General features: G+C 51.8%; 17 protein-coding genes. 15 read left to right on the top strand and 2 right to left on the bottom strand.

Translation table 11 applies throughout. From position 1 onward, the window contains the following. Positions 1-381 precede the first annotated feature (381 nt). Positions 382-1,233, top strand: a complete 852-nt coding sequence (locus AOQ57_RS00115) for a DUF5677 domain-containing protein (protein WP_093624058.1) — start codon at positions 382-384, stop codon at positions 1,231-1,233. Between the two features lie 609 nt (positions 1,234-1,842). Here the strand turns inward: AOQ57_RS00115 and AOQ57_RS00120 are convergent. After that, a complete protein-coding gene (locus AOQ57_RS00120) occupies positions 1,843-2,349 on the bottom strand; it encodes a cupin domain-containing protein (RefSeq protein ID WP_093623994.1) in 507 nt (168 codons plus the stop codon). Positions 2,350-2,568: 219 nt separating this feature from the next. On the opposite strand from AOQ57_RS00120, the gene croR reads away from it, so the two are divergent. From croR to AOQ57_RS00145, 5 genes are all read left to right on the top strand, one after another. Next, complete coding sequence (croR, locus tag AOQ57_RS00125; RefSeq protein WP_093624060.1) at positions 2,569-3,258, top strand: response regulator transcription factor CroR; 690 nt, start codon at positions 2,569-2,571, stop codon at positions 3,256-3,258. Between the two features lie 101 nt (positions 3,259-3,359). Further along, complete coding sequence (locus AOQ57_RS00130) at positions 3,360-4,499, top strand: sensor histidine kinase (RefSeq protein ID WP_093623996.1); 1,140 nt, start codon at positions 3,360-3,362, stop codon at positions 4,497-4,499. 2 nt (positions 4,500-4,501) lie between these two features. After that, positions 4,502-5,788, top strand: a complete 1,287-nt coding sequence (locus AOQ57_RS00135) for a D-alanyl-D-alanine carboxypeptidase family protein (RefSeq protein WP_093623998.1) — start codon at positions 4,502-4,504, stop codon at positions 5,786-5,788. Positions 5,789-5,980: 192 nt separating this feature from the next. After that, the gene (locus AOQ57_RS00140) at positions 5,981-6,850 is read left to right on the top strand and encodes an AzlC family ABC transporter permease (RefSeq protein WP_093624000.1); all 870 of its coding nucleotides are present in this window, start codon (positions 5,981-5,983) and stop codon (positions 6,848-6,850) included. 2 nt (positions 6,851-6,852) lie between these two features. After that, entirely contained in the window at positions 6,853-7,269 is a 417-nt protein-coding gene (locus AOQ57_RS00145) for an AzlD domain-containing protein (protein WP_235788973.1), read from the top strand. A 253-nt stretch (positions 7,270-7,522) separates the two neighbouring features. On the opposite strand, the gene AOQ57_RS00150 is transcribed toward AOQ57_RS00145, so the two are convergent. Beyond that, positions 7,523-8,710: an SAM-dependent methyltransferase gene (locus tag AOQ57_RS00150; protein WP_093624002.1), complete on the bottom strand. Its 1,188-nt coding sequence runs from the start codon at positions 8,708-8,710 to the stop codon at positions 7,523-7,525. A gap of 145 nt (positions 8,711-8,855) precedes the next feature. Between AOQ57_RS00150 and AOQ57_RS00155 the strand changes: the two genes are divergently transcribed. The 9 genes from AOQ57_RS00155 (at position 8,856) to purQ (ending at position 17,330) form a co-directional block, all read left to right on the top strand. Then, on the top strand, positions 8,856-9,344 hold the full coding sequence (locus tag AOQ57_RS00155) for a TetR/AcrR family transcriptional regulator (RefSeq protein WP_093624004.1): 489 nt from the start codon (positions 8,856-8,858) through the stop codon (positions 9,342-9,344). A gap of 114 nt (positions 9,345-9,458) precedes the next feature. Continuing rightward, positions 9,459-10,499 carry an AI-2E family transporter gene (locus AOQ57_RS00160; protein ID WP_093624006.1) on the top strand — a complete coding sequence of 347 codons (1,041 nt, stop codon included), beginning with the start codon at positions 9,459-9,461 and terminating at the stop codon, positions 10,497-10,499. A gap of 88 nt (positions 10,500-10,587) precedes the next feature. Continuing rightward, entirely contained in the window at positions 10,588-12,249 is a 1,662-nt protein-coding gene (locus AOQ57_RS00165; protein ID WP_093624008.1) for a formate--tetrahydrofolate ligase, read from the top strand. A gap of 171 nt (positions 12,250-12,420) precedes the next feature. Then, positions 12,421-12,906, top strand: a complete 486-nt coding sequence (purE, locus tag AOQ57_RS00170; protein WP_093624010.1) for a 5-(carboxyamino)imidazole ribonucleotide mutase — start codon at positions 12,421-12,423, stop codon at positions 12,904-12,906. Further along, positions 12,890-14,029 (top strand): 5-(carboxyamino)imidazole ribonucleotide synthase, encoded by a 1,140-nt coding sequence (gene purK / locus AOQ57_RS00175; protein ID WP_167336617.1) that lies wholly within the window; start codon positions 12,890-12,892, stop codon positions 14,027-14,029. Before purE ends, purK begins: the two co-directional genes overlap by 17 nt. 20 nt (positions 14,030-14,049) lie before the next feature. After that, complete coding sequence (gene purB, locus AOQ57_RS00180) at positions 14,050-15,345, top strand: adenylosuccinate lyase (protein WP_093624012.1); 1,296 nt, start codon at positions 14,050-14,052, stop codon at positions 15,343-15,345. A 336-nt stretch (positions 15,346-15,681) separates the two neighbouring features. Beyond that, entirely contained in the window at positions 15,682-16,404 is a 723-nt protein-coding gene (locus AOQ57_RS00185; RefSeq protein WP_093624014.1) for a phosphoribosylaminoimidazolesuccinocarboxamide synthase, read from the top strand. 2 nt (positions 16,405-16,406) lie between these two features. Continuing rightward, positions 16,407-16,649 carry a phosphoribosylformylglycinamidine synthase subunit PurS gene (purS, locus tag AOQ57_RS00190; protein ID WP_093624016.1) on the top strand — a complete coding sequence of 81 codons (243 nt, stop codon included), beginning with the start codon at positions 16,407-16,409 and terminating at the stop codon, positions 16,647-16,649. Then, on the top strand, positions 16,650-17,330 hold the full coding sequence (gene purQ, locus AOQ57_RS00195; RefSeq protein WP_093624018.1) for a phosphoribosylformylglycinamidine synthase subunit PurQ: 681 nt from the start codon (positions 16,650-16,652) through the stop codon (positions 17,328-17,330). Position 17,331 lies beyond the last annotated feature (1 nt).

Raw genomic sequence — 17,331 nt, forward strand, 5'->3', positions numbered from 1 at the left:
AAGGGTGTTATTAGTTAAAAACCATAAGTAGAATTTCTTTAAATTAAAAGTTGATTAGTCTATAATATTATTCTTACAATATTGAAGGTTATCAAAGGGGACTTGAGATTACTAATTAGTTACAGATACTGATTAAGCTACTATGGCATCGGGCATTTATAAAGACTTACCTTTTAAAGCTCGTAATTATGCCACTTTGATAGCTTACTGATTTTGCGCTATACCTTCGTATAACGATAGTATGGCTTGGTTTTATTACTATTAGGATATGTTTCATTTTTTATAAATATCATTTTGCTTGCTCTTCACTTTTCCTAAAAATAGAAAGAATGTATAAAAATATAAGAAGTCATAGCTTGTGAAATTAGGGTGATTAATGTGGTGATAAATACTACAAAAGTTATTGCAAAAAAAGCAGAATCAAATGTAGGAAAGTTAAAGTTAGAGCTTGAAAAGCAAGGGGAGCTAGAAAAATATGATTTATTGATTTTACTTACAAAATATATGATTGATTTATATAGTTTTGAAGTAAATTATCAGAGCAATCAATCTGTTTCTCAAATAATTAGCCGTACAGTCATGGAAACCTATCTATATATCCGTTTTTTGACAAAAAGTAAAAAAGAAGAATATAAAATTAAGAAACAGGCGTATAGTCTAATAGCGCAAAAAAATGATCTTAATAAAACTATCAATTCTTTGTATAAGGATAAATTAATTGACGTAAATAACCATAAGGATCTATTACGAAGAGATAAGGCAAGAGAAATAGCTGATAGTTTTAATATAAATGAAACAAGGTTGGATGAAGAAAAGAAAAGAATCGATACTGAAATTAAAGAATTTTTAGAGAAAAATTCTGATATCAAACCTAAGGAGTTTAAAAAATTTTATAGTATTAGTAGAGATAGAAAAGGGAAGTATTTGCAAACCTTACAAGATTTGGCTTTATATGTCAGTGAGGGTGAACTGTATAATCTCCTTATGTCTCCGACTTCTGAAAGAGTACACGCAACTAATATTTACAATGAATATAATTTACCAACCTTAACCTCCAAAAGTAATCAAGATGATGATATACCAGTATTTCTTGGTGCGATTTTTGTTAGAAATGCTCTTAAAGAGATAACTAATTTTTGTAATAAGAAATCCTTATTTGATGAAAATTTAGGAAAGTGTGTAGATAATCTTAAGTATGGAATACAGAATGAGATTGGTAATTGGATCAGGTAACCAACTAAGTCCATTTACTGGCTTATTATCTTTATAGAATAATTTTATCCCTAACTTTTGATACCATTAATTTAGTACACTGAAGATTATTAACCCAATTTATATGTACGAAAGTAATGGAAACTATGAGTATCGTTTTTGACTTACCACTTTTTGAAGACCTTATTATAAGTAGATATAGAACTAACGATAACTTTAAATGTACGGATGCCGAAAAGGGCGTCTTTTTGTATAGGAAAAAGTTAGTTTAGATTCAGGTATATGGCTGCCATCAAAGTAGCCCATAGAGTTCCGGTCGGTCTTATTTACCATCCAGCAGTGACCTAGGGTATTTAGATTAAAATATCACCTTAGATCTAAGATTATTCTTGTTTAGTATGATATTACAATATCATTCGCTAGTATCATATAACCTTGATAAGGCAACCTCTTTAGCAAGTACACTTAGTGTCCGGTATCGATCTTTGGGTATGACTATGTCCGCAATTTTTTACTTCCGGTTTAGGATATCGGCAATACTAGGTGGGTTTTACAAGTTAAAAGTAACGACTTTTAAAAACTAACGCCCCTTCTAACCCGAAATTAGGAGGGGCGTTGCTCGTTTATTCATTAAAAATCAGGAAGCTTTTCGTAGGCCAAGCGTTGGATGACATCGGCTTGGGCCGGGTACTTGACCAGCATGTCGGCCTGGGTGAGGAGCTCAAGGTCGTGATAATCAAAGCCTGGGGCCACGACGCACGAAACCAGGCTAAAGGAGTCAGGGCGTGAAACCTCGGCGCCAAAAATAGTGCCGGCTGGGACCCGGAACTGGAGTAGTTCGTTGGCGGCGACGTTGTTGCCTAAGCGGACAACCTCGTAAAAGCCGTTGGGATAGAAGCAGTGGATCAAAAGCGGCGCCCCGTCTTGGAAGTACCAGATCTCATCGTGCAAGAGGCTGTGCAGGTGGGAAGGCGAGCTCCCGTCGAGCAGGAAGTAAATCGAGGTGTATTCGTAGCGGCTGGCCAGGGAAGTCTGGTCGTAAGTGGTTTTAGCGCTGTGATAAACCTGGCGGTACCACCCGCCCTCGGGATGGGGCGTTAGCTGAAGCTGGGCAACGTATTCGTCTTTGGTTGGCATTCAAATCCCTCCTTTTTGGCAAGGCAACGGTTAATTTTGAAGTCATTGTAGCATGATTCCACGGTGGTGGGGGTGAAAATCCGGCCCGCCCCTTCGTAACGTTCTTGAAATCGTAAAACATTTCCTAAACTCCGGGGAAAGGTTGGGCCAAACCCTAATAAGATCGGTATAATAAACTTAACATTCTCAAATGAAACGGGGGAGGACATTATGGATCAAGTGAAAATATTAATCGTTGACGACGACAAAGAAATCGTTCAACTGCTCGAAATTTACGCCCGCAACGAAGGCTACGAACCGGTGACGGCTTACAACGGTAAGGACGCCCTCACCAAATTAAACACGATGCCCGACATCAGCCTGGTAATCCTAGATTTAATGATGCCGGAAATGAATGGGATGGAGGTTATCCGCCAGGTGCGCAAGGATTCTTCAATTCCGATTCTGGTCCTGTCCGCCAAGACGGCCGACATGGACAAGATTCAGGGCCTGGTTACCGGGGCTGACGACTACGTTACCAAGCCCTTTAACCCGCTGGAAGTAATGGCCCGGGTGAAGTCTCTGTTACGGCGCAGCGAAAACCAGGTTACCAACGACAAGCCTGACGTCTTGAACGTGGGCCCGCTGGTGATCAACAAGGATTCCCACGAGGTTAAAACCTTAAAGGGCGACTCGATTCAGCTAACGGCGCTTGAATTCGGGATCCTCTACCTCTTAGCCAGCCACCCGAACCGGGTCTTCAGCGCTGATGACATTTTCGAGCGGGTTTGGCAACAGGAATCGGTTGTCTCCGCTAAGACGGTCATGGTGCACGTTTCCCACCTGCGCGATAAGATCGAAGCCGCCACGGGGGGCGAAAAGGTAATCGAAACCGTCTGGGGCGTCGGCTACAAGGTTGAAAACCACTAAGGCAATTCACGCTTAGGTCCTAGTGCTCATTTTTAGCGCTAGGGCCTTACTAATGTCTAAAGGGGTAGCGCCCTGATGTATTTTTGAACGGGAGGGAAAGGATGTTAAAACTAACGGGGCGGGAGAAGAGTTCCCTGTTTTTTGAAGGATTGTTGACAATCATTTTGCTGGGGCTGATTAACATTGCCCTGGTCACGATCATCCAGACGGTGATTCAAAGGAACCCTGGCGTTCAAAGCGGGATTTTCATCATTAAGCAATCACTAATCATCGGGCCCTTCCACGCCCAAATTTGGTCCTACCAGCGGATTGTAATCGTCCTATTGCTGCTGATCGACATTGGGGTCCTGTGGTGGCGCCTCTTGCGGCGTTACCACCTCTACCAGCTCGACCACATCATCGGCGAGCTTCACTACATTGCCCAGGGCCACCTGGAGCACCGGATTCCCTTCCGGGTCAACGGCAATCAGCAGCACGTGATCACCTCGGTGAACGCCTTGGTCGACACGATCACCCAGGCGATGGAGGAAGAACGGGCGACGGAGAAGTCCAAGGATGAGCTGATCACCAACGTTTCTCACGATCTCAGGACTCCGCTAACCTCAATCATCGGCTACCTGGGTCTGATCGAAGACCACCAGTATAATTCCGAGGAGGATCTGGTCAAGTACTCCCACATCGCCTATGATAAGGCTAAGCAGATGAAGAACCTGGTGGAAGACCTTTTTGAATACACCAAGGTTCAACAGCACGGCGCTCCGGTTAATCTAATGACGATTGACTTAGGCCAGCTGCTCGAACAGGTTGCGGCCTCCTTCGAACTTGAGGCAAGCAAGAAGAAGATCGCCATTAACGTTACCTGCGACCCAAGTCCGTTATCGATTTCGGCCGATCCCGAAAAACTGGGCCGCCTCTTTTCGAACTTAATGTCCAACGCCCTTAAGTACGGGCACGGGGCCAGCTACATTCATATGACGGCCAAGCAGCTGGGTGATAAGGTGGTCATCACCGTGGCCGATGACGGCGAAAAGATTCCCGCCCCCGCCCTCAAGCACCTCTTTGAGCGCTTTTACCGGGTTGAATCATCCCGGAATAAGGCAACTGGGGGGACCGGGCTGGGGCTGGCGATCGTTCAATCGATCGTCAAGCTCCACCACGGGACGGTGACCGCCCGCTCGGACGATCAGGAGACCGCCTTTGTTGTCACACTACCAATTAAGCAAGTACAAAAGGAAGTTTAAACATGCATAAAAACGTTCACCGCTGGTTGTACCGGGCGACCGTTCTTCTGGCCAGCCTGGTTATGGGGGTCGGAAGCCTAACGGCGGTGCCAGCCACGGTTCACGCTGATACCGAAGCGACTGCTTCAACAGCGGCCAATAACACTAACAACCCCACCGTCAACGCCAAGGCCGCCCTGGCTATTGACGCCACCACCGGTCAGGTGCTCTACGCCAAAAACGCCAATACCAAGCTAGCGATCGCCTCAATCTCCAAGATTATCACCCTCGGGGTAGTCGAACAGGAAATCAAGGAGGGCAAGTTATCGTGGAACACCAAGGTCAAGGCCACCAAGGCCGAGGCCAAGCTGTCGGAAAACAGCGAGTACTCCAATATTACCCTGACAGCAGGCAAGAGCTACACGGTCAGGGAGCTGGCCGAAGCGGCAATGCTCAAGTCGGCCGATGCCGCCACGATCACCCTGTCGCGGGCCAGCGGGGACTCAACGGCTGCCTTCGTTAAAAAGATGCAGGCCTTCGCTAAAAAAGCCGGGGTCAAGGACGCCAAGCTTTACAACCAGGTTGGGTTAACCAATGGCCAGATGGAAGGGTACGGTTTAAAGGGCGTCGCCAAAAACGCCGAGAATGAAATGACGGCGACCGACGTAGCCAAAATCGCCCAGTACCTGATCAAGACCTACCCGGACGTGCTCCAGATCACTAAGCTGACCTCGGCCACCATTGACGGGACAACCGTCACTACCATCAACAAGATGCTGGATGGCCAGTCCAACGCCCCGAGCCAGGTTAAGATTGACGGCTTAAAGACCGGGACGTCCGATAAGGCCGGGGCCTGCTTTGTCTCAACCGGGACTTACCAGGGTCACCGGCTGATCACCGTTGTCTTGCACGCTACCGGTGGGGGCGATGAACGGTTCACCCAAACCGCCAACCTCTACCGCCGGGTCGCTAACGAATACACGGCCGATACCGTACGGCCGACGATTACGGCCACGGTGCCCAACGGTAAGGCAACGACCGTTAACCTAGTCGCCAAGCAAAAAGTTACCCTCTGGAAAAGGGCCGGCCTCTTGCTTTCGCCAAGCCTAACGATCAACGATAAGTACGCCAATAAGAACGGCAAGCTGAGCGCCCCGGTGAAAAAGGGCCAGGTGGTCGGGAAGCTGACCTACGCCGGCTTGACTGGGCTTGATGGCAACCGGCTGACCGTTGACGTGGCTCCAACCGCTAACGTTGAAAGAGCCAACGTCTTTGCCCGGATGACTCGCTGGGTAAGGAGTCACATTTAATGATTGTAAGCCACCGTTCCCAAAGCGATTTTAGGGGCGGTGGTTTAGTTATTTCTTAAGAAATTGGCGGTGAAGGCAATTGATAGCTGCTCACGCCGATTGAGATATGTTAAACTAGAATTTAGCCGGGTCAAAAAGACCCGTCCTTTAGAAACCGAAAAAACGACTCATTTATTTGTGGAGGAATTTGCTTTGGCAAAAGCACATCAAATCAATCCGGAACGTGCCCGGTGGTTGGAAGTCTTGGGGGTTTCAATGCCCCTTTGTTTATCCTACCTACCGATTGGGGTTGCATGTGGGATCCTTTTGAACGCTGCGGGGATGAACTTTGTCTTAACCTTCTTGGTTTCGATCATGGTCTTTTCCGGGGGGGCTCAGTTTACCCTGGCCTCCTTGTTGGTCAGCAATGCGCCGATCACTTCGATCTTTATGACCCTCTTTTTCTTGGAATTGCGCTACGCCCTTTTGGGCTCCAGCCTGTCACGCTACATGCGCAATGAATCTCAGAAATCGATCCTGATCTTTTCGGCCTCAATGAACGATGAAAACTATGCCATTAACTACCTGAAGTTCGTGACCGATAAGAATTGGACGGCGAAGGATGCCTTACTGGTGGAATACTACTCCCTGGCGTCCTGGGCCACTGGGAACCTGCTTGGGGGGCTGATTGGTTCGGCCGTGCAAATCGACCTAGTAATCGTTGACTTCGCTCTGACGGCCCTCTTTATCTACATGATTGTAATGCAGGTCCGCCAACGCCTGACCCTGCTGATCGGCCTCTTGTCTGCGGGGCTTTCGATTTACTTCTTGACCCTGGTTAAGTCAACACTGGGAATCATCTTGGCGACCGTCTTGGCCTCCTTTGTTGGGTTCCTAATTGAAAACCGGGTGCGCCGCTATGCTAAGGATCCGGATCACACCTGGATCTTAGGGAAGCTCTTCCGGCCATCATCAACCCGGAACACGGTTGAAGACCGCCAGCACATTAAGAAGCAAGAAGCGGCCCAGGCCAAGGAACAAGAGGGATCGGAAACGGTTGACGCAAAGGATAATGGTGAATAATCATGGCATGGATAAATACATTTAACTTAGCAGAAGCCAGTGCATTGATTCCGAGCCACCACAATTTAACCTACCACTTGATCGTGATTGTTATCTCGGCGATCGCCGCCTTCGTGCCGCGCTACTTCCCAATGCGGTTTTTCACCAACCGTAAGATCCCGGAGTGGTTCAACGAATGGATGAAGTACGTACCGATCAGCCTCTTTACCGCCCTGGTGATTAAGGGGATCTTCATCAGCTCAGACTACGGCCTGGTTCAGGACCACGTCAAGCTCCTGGGCAACATCATGATCTATGGTCATGCCGGTCAGATCGTGGCCGCCATTTTCGTGGCAATCACGGCCTACTTTACCCGTTCAATGGCCGCCTCCGTTCTGGTTGGCCTTGTCGGGGTCTGGCTCTTCGGCTTGTTCTTATAAAAATACTTAAAGTCGGGAATGACACTGAATGAATTTATTCAGTGCCATTCCTTTTTTGGTTAAACGAAAATGTGCCCACAATAAAACCCCTCAGCAAGAGCTCGTTGCTGAGGGGTTTATGCGCCATGGACTTGGCGGATGGTGTGAAAATATTTATTCTTGGCTAATTAGTTAGCGAAGTGATTAATTGCTTTTTGACCCGGTCCAGCTTAGTCTTTAACCAGTTACCGAAGTGCCAAGCAGGAATTAGTTGCTACTTTAGCATGTAATCGCGGGTCATCGGCAGGTTCTTGCCGGAGGCCCCCTTGGTGATTAGGTATTGGATCACGTCAATGTTACCAGATTCAAAGGACGCCGCGCAGGCCTGCAGGTACAGGTCCCACATCCGCGTGAAGCGTTCGCCCATCATTTCGGTAACCTTGTCAGTTTGGGCCTGGAAGTTTTGGTCCCACAGTTCCAGGGTCCGTTGGTAGTGGCGCCGCAGCATTTCCACGTCGTCAATTTGCAGCCCGGCGTCTTCGATGTGGCCGATGATTTCGGTCAAGCCCGGAATGTAACCACCCGGGAAGATGTACTTGTTGATCCAGGCGTTGACGGCGCCCCCCTGTTGACGTGTAATCCCGTGGATCAAAGCAACCCCGTCGTCAACCAGGTAGTTGGCGACGTCTTGGAAGTACAAGCCGAGGTTTTCAGCGCCGACGTGTTCAAACATCCCAACGGAGGTGATGTAATCCCACTTCCGGTCCCCCAGCTCCCGGTAGTCGGTCAGGTGGACTTCAGCAACGTCGCCGAGGCCTTCTTGGTCAATCTTTCGTTGAACAAGGCGGAATTGCTCTTCGGACAGGGTAACCCCAGTGACCTTGAGCCCGTAATCGCGGGCCGCCGTCAGCATCAAAGTTCCCCAGCCGCAACCAATGTCCAAGAGGGTCTTTCCCGGTTCGGGGTTGAGCTTTTGCAAGATGTGGTGCACCTTGGCAATCTGGGCTCGTTCCAGGTCATCGCGATTGTCGTCTTCAAAGTAGGCACATGAGTAGGTCAGGGTCTTATCCAGCCACAGTTCGTAAAAGTCGTTTCCGACGTCGTAGTGGCTCTGAACATCACTCTTGGAGCTCTTCTCGCTGTGGTTTTGCTTAGGCATGAAGTGACGGAGCTTGGAGTCGCGCATGAAACTTTCGGCGCTGCGGTAGGCGGCGTTAATCAGGATTTCGAGTGCGTTAGCCGGACCTGATATTTCAATCTTTTTATCCATGTAGGCTTCACCAAGGGCCAGCGAGGCGTTCCGGGTGATATCGGTGACCGGAATCTTCTCGTTGAAGGTAATCGTGATTTCCGGCTCCCCGTCACCGTAAATGGCCGTGGAGTGATCCCAAAAAACAACTTTAACCGGGACGTCCTTAAAGGAGCGGCTCAGTAGCGCTTTGTAGAACGTTTTTTCTAACATCTTTTCCAAATCCCTCTTTCAGCAGTATTATTTGTTAATTATACACCCCGGGTGTCAAGAGGTTAATAAAGACGCTTCGCCCTGTCTGCGTCGGTTATCAGCGGCGAAATTAGGGGCGCACCATATTTTCAGAACGGAGGAGCTCATGCAACTGAACGGAACCGAAGACCTGCGGGTCAAAAAGACCATCACCGCGATTCATGCCGCCTTTGAGAAGCTGATTTTAGCTAAGGACTACGAGAAAATTACCGTGGCCGAACTAGCCCGGTCCGCCCAGATCAATAAGAAGACCTTCTACCGTTACTATCCCACCAAAGATGACCTCTTAGCGGAGATCCAAACGCAATTGTCGAAGCAGTACCTAAAGGAGATTGCGGGCCTAACCTACCCGGCAGACCTGGCCAAGAGCGTTCGGGCCTTCTTTGCCTTTTCAGCTCGGCAGGGACCGGCCTACGAAAAGATCACCATCGACACCCATTACTGTCAGGCAACCCTATTGCGGGAAACGGATGGTCAGCGGGTGCTAGCAAAGAGTTACGTGCGCTACGTTGACTCACTGGTTAAGCAGGATGGAAGCTGGCTAATTGCCCAGCGGGACCAAACGATCGTCTTCACCGAAGAAGCCGCCCAATAACCTCCCAAAATACCTTTACTTATCAGCCACCCTAAAAACGGGGTGGCTGATTTTGGTTCTGGCGCCGGGTTTGCTAAGATAGTGATAATTACTTTGGAAAGGGAATTATTTGCCATGATAGATTTTTGGAGTAAATTTACCGAAAAACAGACACTTCGCCGCATGGTGGTGCTGTTAGTGATTGTCTTCGTCTTGTACGAGGCGCGCTCGTTGATGAACACGATCCTGTTGACCTTTATCTTCACCTACCTGATCGTCCATTGGGTCCGCTTAGTCCAGCGCCGGCTGCCAAAGATGCCGGTAACGCTGATTGTCTTATTGAGCTACCTGGTCTTGATTGCCGGGCTCTTTTTTGTGATCACCGATTACGTGCCCATGCTGGTTAACCAGCTGGTTAAGATGACCAACTCCCTGATCACCTTCTACCAGTCGGCCGACATGCACTGGCTGATGAAGTACGTCAACCAGTTCGTTTCCAGTTCAATGATTGCCAGTCAGGCTCGGCACGGGGTAACGCTGGCCGTCACGACTCTAACTTCCTTTGGGACCCTGTTGGTGGCCGTGTTGATGTCGTTGATCCTGAGCTTCTTTTACACGATTGAGCTGCGTCAGATGAATGAATTTTCCCGGACCTTTTTGACCAGCCAGCACTTGAGCTGGTTCTTTAAAGACCTCGACTTTTTCGGCAAGAAGTTCGTTAACACCTTCGGGGTCGTTTTGGAGGCCCAGTTTTTCATTGCCCTAACCAACACCGTCCTAACGATGATCGCCCTGTTCTTCATGAAGATGCCCCAGATCTTTGCCCTCGGGCTGATGGTCTTTATCCTGTCCCTGGTACCAGTGGCCGGGGTGATCATCTCTTTGGTGCCGCTGTCAATGGTCGGCTACTCAGTCGGCGGGATCCGCGATGTTATCTACTTAATAATCGTAATCCTAGTCATCCACATGCTGGAATCCTACGTCTTAAACCCTAAGTTCATGTCTAGCCGGACCGAACTGCCCATCTTTTACACCTTCGTGGTCCTCTTAGTTGCCGAGCACCTCTTCGGGGTCTGGGGGCTGATCGTCGGGGTTCCGATCTTCACCTTCTTGTTAGACATCGTGGGGGTCAAGCAGATCCACGTCCACCAGTTGCCCAAAATTAAGGAAAAATAGGTCTTGCACCTCACGATTAGTTCGGGTAATGTTAACCATATAAGATCACTGTTTATTAATTGTTCGGGTTTTATAGGAGGAACGCCCCGTGTTAACTGATATTGAAATTGCAGATCAAGCCCAACTGACCCCGATTAAAGACATCGCCAGCCAGCTGGGGCTGGGTGAAGACGACATTGAACAATACGGCAAGTATAAGGCCAAGATTAACTTGCCAGTCAAGGCAACGCCGGACAAGCGCCACAAACTAGTTTTGGTGACCTCGATCAACCCGACCCCGGCTGGGGAAGGGAAGTCGACCGTCCTGGTGGGGCTGGGCGACGCCTTGTCCCTGCTTAACTACCAGACCGTCATCGCCATGCGTGAACCATCAATGGGACCAGTCTTTGGCATGAAGGGGGGCGCCACTGGGGGCGGGTATTCCCAGGTGGTGCCGATGGAAGACATCAACCTCCACTTCACTGGTGACTTCCACGCGCTGACCAGCGCCAACAATACCCTGGCCGCTTTGATCGACAACTACCTGATGCGGGGCAACGCCTTGGGCCTCGACCCGCGCCGGGTAATCTGGAAGCGGGTTGAGGATGTCAACGACCGGGCGCTGCGGAACGTGGTCACCGGCCTGGGCGGGATTATGCAGGGGGTGCCGCGCCAGACCGGCTTTGATATCACCCCGGCCTCGGAACTGATGGCAATCCTCTGCCTGGCCACCGATTTGAGCGACTTGAAGGCCCGGGTCAGCCGGATCGTGGTTGGCTACACTTATGATAAGGAGCCGGTCACGGTCGGCCAGCTTGGCTTTGAAGAGGCGGTGGCGATCCTCCTAAAGGACGCCATCAAGCCCAACCTGGTTCAAACGATCGGCCACACCCCGGCGATCGTTCACGGGGGTCCGTTTGCCAACATCGCCCACGGTTGCAACTCGGTTCTGGCTACCAAAACGGCCCTTCAGTTGGCCGATTACACGGTTACCGAGGCCGGCTTTGGGGCCGACCTAGGGGCCGAGAAGTTCTTAGACATTAAGCGCCCCGTCCTGGACAAGACGCCGGACGCCGTGGTGATCGTGGCGACCGTGCGGGCCCTGGAATACAATGGGGGCGCCACCCTTCAAGCATTGAAGGATGAAAACCTGGCCGAGCTAAAGGAGGGGCTGAAAAACCTCAACCGCCACATTGACAACATGCAGCGCTACGGCCTGCCGCTGGTGGTGGCCATCAACCATTTCGCCACCGACACCGCCGCCGAGATCAAGCTGATTGAAGATAACTGCAAGGCACGCAAGGTTAAGGTAATCCTCGCCGACGCCTGGGCCAAGGGCGGCCAGGGGACGCTCGACCTGGCCAAGGAAGTTGTGGCCCTGACTGAACAAGAGGCGGCGTTCACCCCGCTGTACGACGTCAAGTTAACCCCTAAGGAAAAGGTTGAAGCGATCGCAACCAAGGTTTACGGGGCCGGTCAGGTGGCCTTTTCCAAGAAGGCCCAAAACCAGCTCAAGCAGTTCGAAAAGCTGGGCTGGAACGACCTGCCGATCTGCATCGCCAAGACCCAGTATTCCTTTACTGATGACCAGACCAAGCTCGGGGCCCCAACGGACTTCACCTTCCACATCCGCGAGTTCGTGCCAAAGCTGGGCGCCGGCTTTATCGTCGCCCTAGCGGGAAACATGCTGACGATGCCCGGCCTGCCAAAGGAGCCGGCCGCCGTCAAAATGAGCATTGATGCTAATGGTAAGATCACGGGCCTATTCTAATTAACAGTCGCAACGCCCTAACCGCTTCGGTGGTTACGGGCGTTTTTTAAGGGCGTTGCCGGGTTAAAAACGAACAATTAACAAAAACTAATCTTATTCGGTTCGTGAATTACCTTGTTTTCGCCGGGCTGGTTTGGTATTCTAAAGACAGTTTAAGAAGGGGGAACAAGCATGAGTAAGATTTCCGTTGTCATGGGGAGCACCTCGGACTGGCCAACCGTTAAGGAGGGCTGTCTGATCCTCGATGCGTTCGGCGTGGACTACGACAAACAGGTCATTTCCGCCCACCGGATGCCCCAAGAAATGTTCGACTTTGCCCGTGGTGCCGTTGAAAAGGGCACCAAGGTAATCATTGCCTGTGCCGGGGGTGCCGCCCACTTGCCGGGGATGGTGGCGGCCAACACCCCGCTGCCGGTAATCGGGGTTCCGGGCCAGACCAAGGCCCTGGGCGGGATGGACTCGCTTTTGTCGATCGTCCAGATGCCAGCCGGTATTCCGGTCGCCACCACGGCGATCGGGGTGGCCGGGGCCAAGAACGCCGCCTTGCTAGCCCTGGAAATTTTGGGGACTAGCGATCCAGCCATTCAAGACCAGCTCCTGGCCTACCGTCAGCAGATGCACGACCAATCGAAGGAAAGCGGTGCCGACCTTGACTAGGGACCACTTCATCCCTCAGGGGGGCACCATTGGGATCATCGGCGGGGGCCAGCTGGGCCAGATGATGGCATTAGACGCAAAGTACGCCGGGATGAAGACGATTATCCTGGACCCGACACCGGACTGTCCGGCCGGCCAGTGTGCCGATGACCAGCTCGTGGCGCCCTATGATGATCGCCGGGCGATTGAGGAGCTGGCGGCCCGGGCCGACGTCTTAACCTACGAGTTTGAAAACGTCGACCTGGCCGCCTTGGAAGCCGTCGCCGACCAGGTCGAGCTTCCCCAGGGAACGGAGCTGCTCCGGATCACCAAGGACCGCCTGCGGGAAAAGAGCTTCTTAAGGGATGCCGGGCTAAGCACCGCACCCTTTCGTGCCGTCAAAAACGCGGCCGAGCTAACGGCGGCCCTGGAAGAGATCGGCTACCCCAGCGTCTTGAAGACCTGTGAAGGGGGCTACGACGGTCACGGCCAGGTGGTTTTAAAGTCAGCGGCCGACCTGGCGGGGTGTGATGCCATCCTGGCCACCAAGAACTGTATCCTGGAGGGCTGGGTCGACTTTGATCTTGAGTGCTCGGTGATGGTAGCCCGCAACGCCAATGGCGAGGTCGTCACCTTCCCGGTTAGCGAAAACATCCACCAAAATGAGATCCTGCACCTGTCGATCGTCCCGGCTCGAATTAGCGAGGAGCTGCAAGACCGGGCGCAGGAAATGGCGAAGCGGATCGCCCGTAAGCTAGACCTCAAGGGGATCTTGGGGGTGGAGATGTTCGTTAAAGAAGACGGCGCCATCTACGTTAACGAGCTGGCCCCGCGCCCGCATAACTCGGGCCACTTTTCAATTGAGGCTTGTGATTTCTCCCAGTTCGCCCTGCACAACCGGGCAATCTGCAACTGGCCGCTGCCAGCCCCGACCTTGCTCAAGCCAGCCGTGATGGTCAACGTCTTGGGCCAACACCAGAAGGGCGCTGCCGCGTTAATTAAGCAAAAACCAACCTGGCACTTCCACGACTACGGTAAGGCGGAAAGCCGAATTAACCGCAAAATGGGCCACGTTACCATTCTGACCGACGACCTGGACGCCACCATTGAAGAAATCGCCGCAACCCACCTGTGGGACAACTAAAAAAGAGAGGATTTGAACTGATGATTGATCGTTACACCCGCCCGGAAATGAAGGAAATCTGGAGCGACAAGACCCGTTACCAATGCTGGCTGGACGTTGAAATCGCCGCCGATGAGGCCTGGAGCAAGCTGGGCCACATCCCGGCCGAGGACGTTGCCAAAATCCGCCAAAACGCCACCTTTACCGTTGAGGGGATCAACGAGCTTGAAGCCGTTACCCACCATGACGTGATTGCCTTCACCCGTGACGTCTCAAAGTCGCTGGGGCCGGAACGCAAGTGGGTTCACTACGGTTTGACCTCCACCGACGTGGTTGACACCGCCCAGGGGCTCCAGTTAAAGAAGGCCAACGCCATCTTACGCAAGGACATCGAGGACTTCATGACGATTTTGGCTGATCGAGCCCGTGAGTTCAAGTACACCGTCTGCATGGGGCGGACCCACGGCATTCACGCCGAGCCGACCACCTTTGGCCTCAAGCTGGCCCGCTGGTACTCGGCGATGAAACGGAACCAAGAACGATTCGAACACGCTGCCCGGGGCGTGGAAGCCGGTAAGATTTCCGGGGCGGTCGGCACCTTTGCCGAAGTTGACCCGCGCGTGGAGGCCGACGTCTGCCAGAAGCTCGGCCTGCGGGCTCAGGAGATCTCAACCCAGGTCCTGCCTCGCGACCTGCACGCCGAATACATTGCCGCCATTGCCATGATCGGCACGTCGCTGGAAAACATGGCCACCGAAATTCGTTCCCTGCAGCGGACCGAAATTCACGAGGTGGAAGAACACTTTGCCAAGGGGCAAAAGGGCTCCTCGGCAATGCCGCACAAGCGCAACCCGATTGGTTCGGAAAACATCTGCGGCTGTGCTCGGGTCCTGCGGGGCAACGTGGTTACCGCCTATGAAGACATGACCCTCTGGCACGAGCGCGACATCTCCCACTCCAGCGCCGAGCGGATGATCCTGCCGGACTCAACGGCGCTTTTGGACTACATGCTTAACCGCTTTGGCCGGATTATTAAGAACCTGGACGTCTTCCCGGACCGGATGAAGCATAACATGGATGAAACGCTGGGGTTGATCTACTCCGGGCGGGTCCTACTCAAGCTGGTCAACTCCGGAATGACCCGCGAAGACGCCTACGATCTGATCCAAAAGTACACCGCTAAGTGCTGGGCCGACCACGTTCCGTACCGGCCGCTGCTGGAAGCCGACGTGACCGTGCAAAAGCAACTGACCAAGGAGGACTTAGACGACGCCTTTGATTACCACTGGCACCTGCGCCACGTTGATGATATTTTCCACCGCGTTGGCCTAGATTAGGGCTAGTGGGACTTTAACGATACTGATTCGAATTTAAGAGGGGCTGTGACTGGTTTGTCACAGCCTTTTTTGTTTGGCCAATGTCAAATAAAGACGGTGCGTGATGACTTGCTTGGTGTTGATGAAGAATTAACGAACGGCGAACGTTTTTTTAAATCGTTTTACCTTAGTTTGTTGGAAAAAGACGAACATTAAAGTGATAATTGGATTAAAATAGCCTTAATTTGTTGACGAAAGGGAATGAAACTTGTTATTCTATGGTCACGATTTAGCGAATTTATCGCCGTAAATTATTATTATTGTTCGTGTTTTGATGAAAGGGAGTCGCCAAGAGAAATGGAAGAGAAGCTGTTGTACGCCGGCAAGGCCAAGCAAATGTGGACAACGCAAGATGAAGACCAGCTGCGGGTCGTTTACTTAGATCAGGCCACCCAGCTCAACGGGAAGCAAAAGGAACACTTCGCGGGCAAGGGGGAGGCGGCTCATGCCATCTCCGATTTGATTTTCCACTACCTGATTGACCACGGGGTTGAGACCCACCTGATCAAGAAGCTATCGGAAAAAGAGGACCTGGTTGAAAAGTGCGCCATGATCCCGCTGGAATTTGTCACCCGCAACACCGTCGCCGGCCACTTCGCCTCCCGCTTCGGGCTTGAAGAGGGAACGCCCCTTTCGCAGCCGGTTGAGGAAAACTTCTACAAGAATGACGAATTAGACGACCCCTTCATCAACGAATCGGCGGCCGTGGCCCTCAAAATGGCTACCGAAGAAGAGCTGACCCGCTGCTGGGCGATCTGCCGCCAGGTCAACCAACTACTGACGCCGCTATTTAAAAAGGCTGGCATGCAGCTGATCGACTTCAAGCTTGAGTTTGGCCGCCGGAGCCGGGACCAGCGGGTTATTTTAGCCGATGAGTTCTCCCCGGATAACTGCCGGCTGTGGGACCAAAAGACGCACCACCACATGGACAAGGACGTCTTCCGGCGCAACCTAGCCGACCTGACGACCACCTACCAAGAGGTTTATTCCCGCCTGCAAAGTGCCTTAGAGGAGGATTAATCATGACCACCGTTCGCATTTACGTTACCTACAAGCCGTCCGTTTTTGACCCCCAAGGGGAGACGATCACCAACTCGATTCACGCCCTGGGTCACGAAAACGTCAAGTCCGTCACCGTCGGGAAGTTCTTTGACGTTCAAGTTGAAGGCGATCAAGTAGCCGCCACCGTCGAGCAGATTGCCCAAGAGCTCCTGGTCAACTTCAACATGGAAACTTACACCTACCAAGTACTGGAGGAAAAGTAAATGAAGATTGCGGTGATTGTCTTTCCGGGTTCTAACTGTGACATTGACCTGTACGAGGCCTTGAAGACGGTTTGCGGGGCTGACGTTGATTACGTCGACCACCAGCAGACCAGCCTGGCCGGCTACGACGCCGTGATGCTGCCCGGCGGTTTTTCCTACGGTGACTACCTACGGGCCGGTGCGATTGCCCGCTTTGCCAAGATCATGCCGGCCGTCAAGCAAATGGCCGATTCAGGCAAGCCGGTCTTTGGGACCTGCAACGGGTTCCAGATTCTGACCGAGGCTGGCCTCTTGCCCGGCGCGCTGAAGAAGAACGACAGCCAGTCCTTCGTCTGCAAGACGGTGCCCCTTGAAGTCGTTAATAACCAAACGATCTTTACCAGCCAGTACCAGGAACACGAACGGATCAGCCTGCCGATCGCCCACGCCGATGGCTCCTACTTTGCCGACCAGGCAACCCTGGACGAATTGGAGAAAAACCACCAGGTGGTCTTCCGCTATGCCGAGGAGAACCCCAACGGGTCGCTAAACAACATCGCCGGGGTTTGCAACCGAGCCGGCAACGTCTTGGGGATGATGCCCCACCCAGAACGGGCGGTTGAAGCGATCTTAGGGAGCACCGATGGCTTACGGGTCTTTAAGTCGCTGCTTGAAAACGGTACGGTCATTGCGGAGGGATAGG

Origin of the sequence: Limosilactobacillus gorillae, from assembly GCF_001293735.1 — a bacterium.
Lineage (GTDB): Bacteria > Bacillota > Bacilli > Lactobacillales > Lactobacillaceae > Limosilactobacillus > Limosilactobacillus gorillae.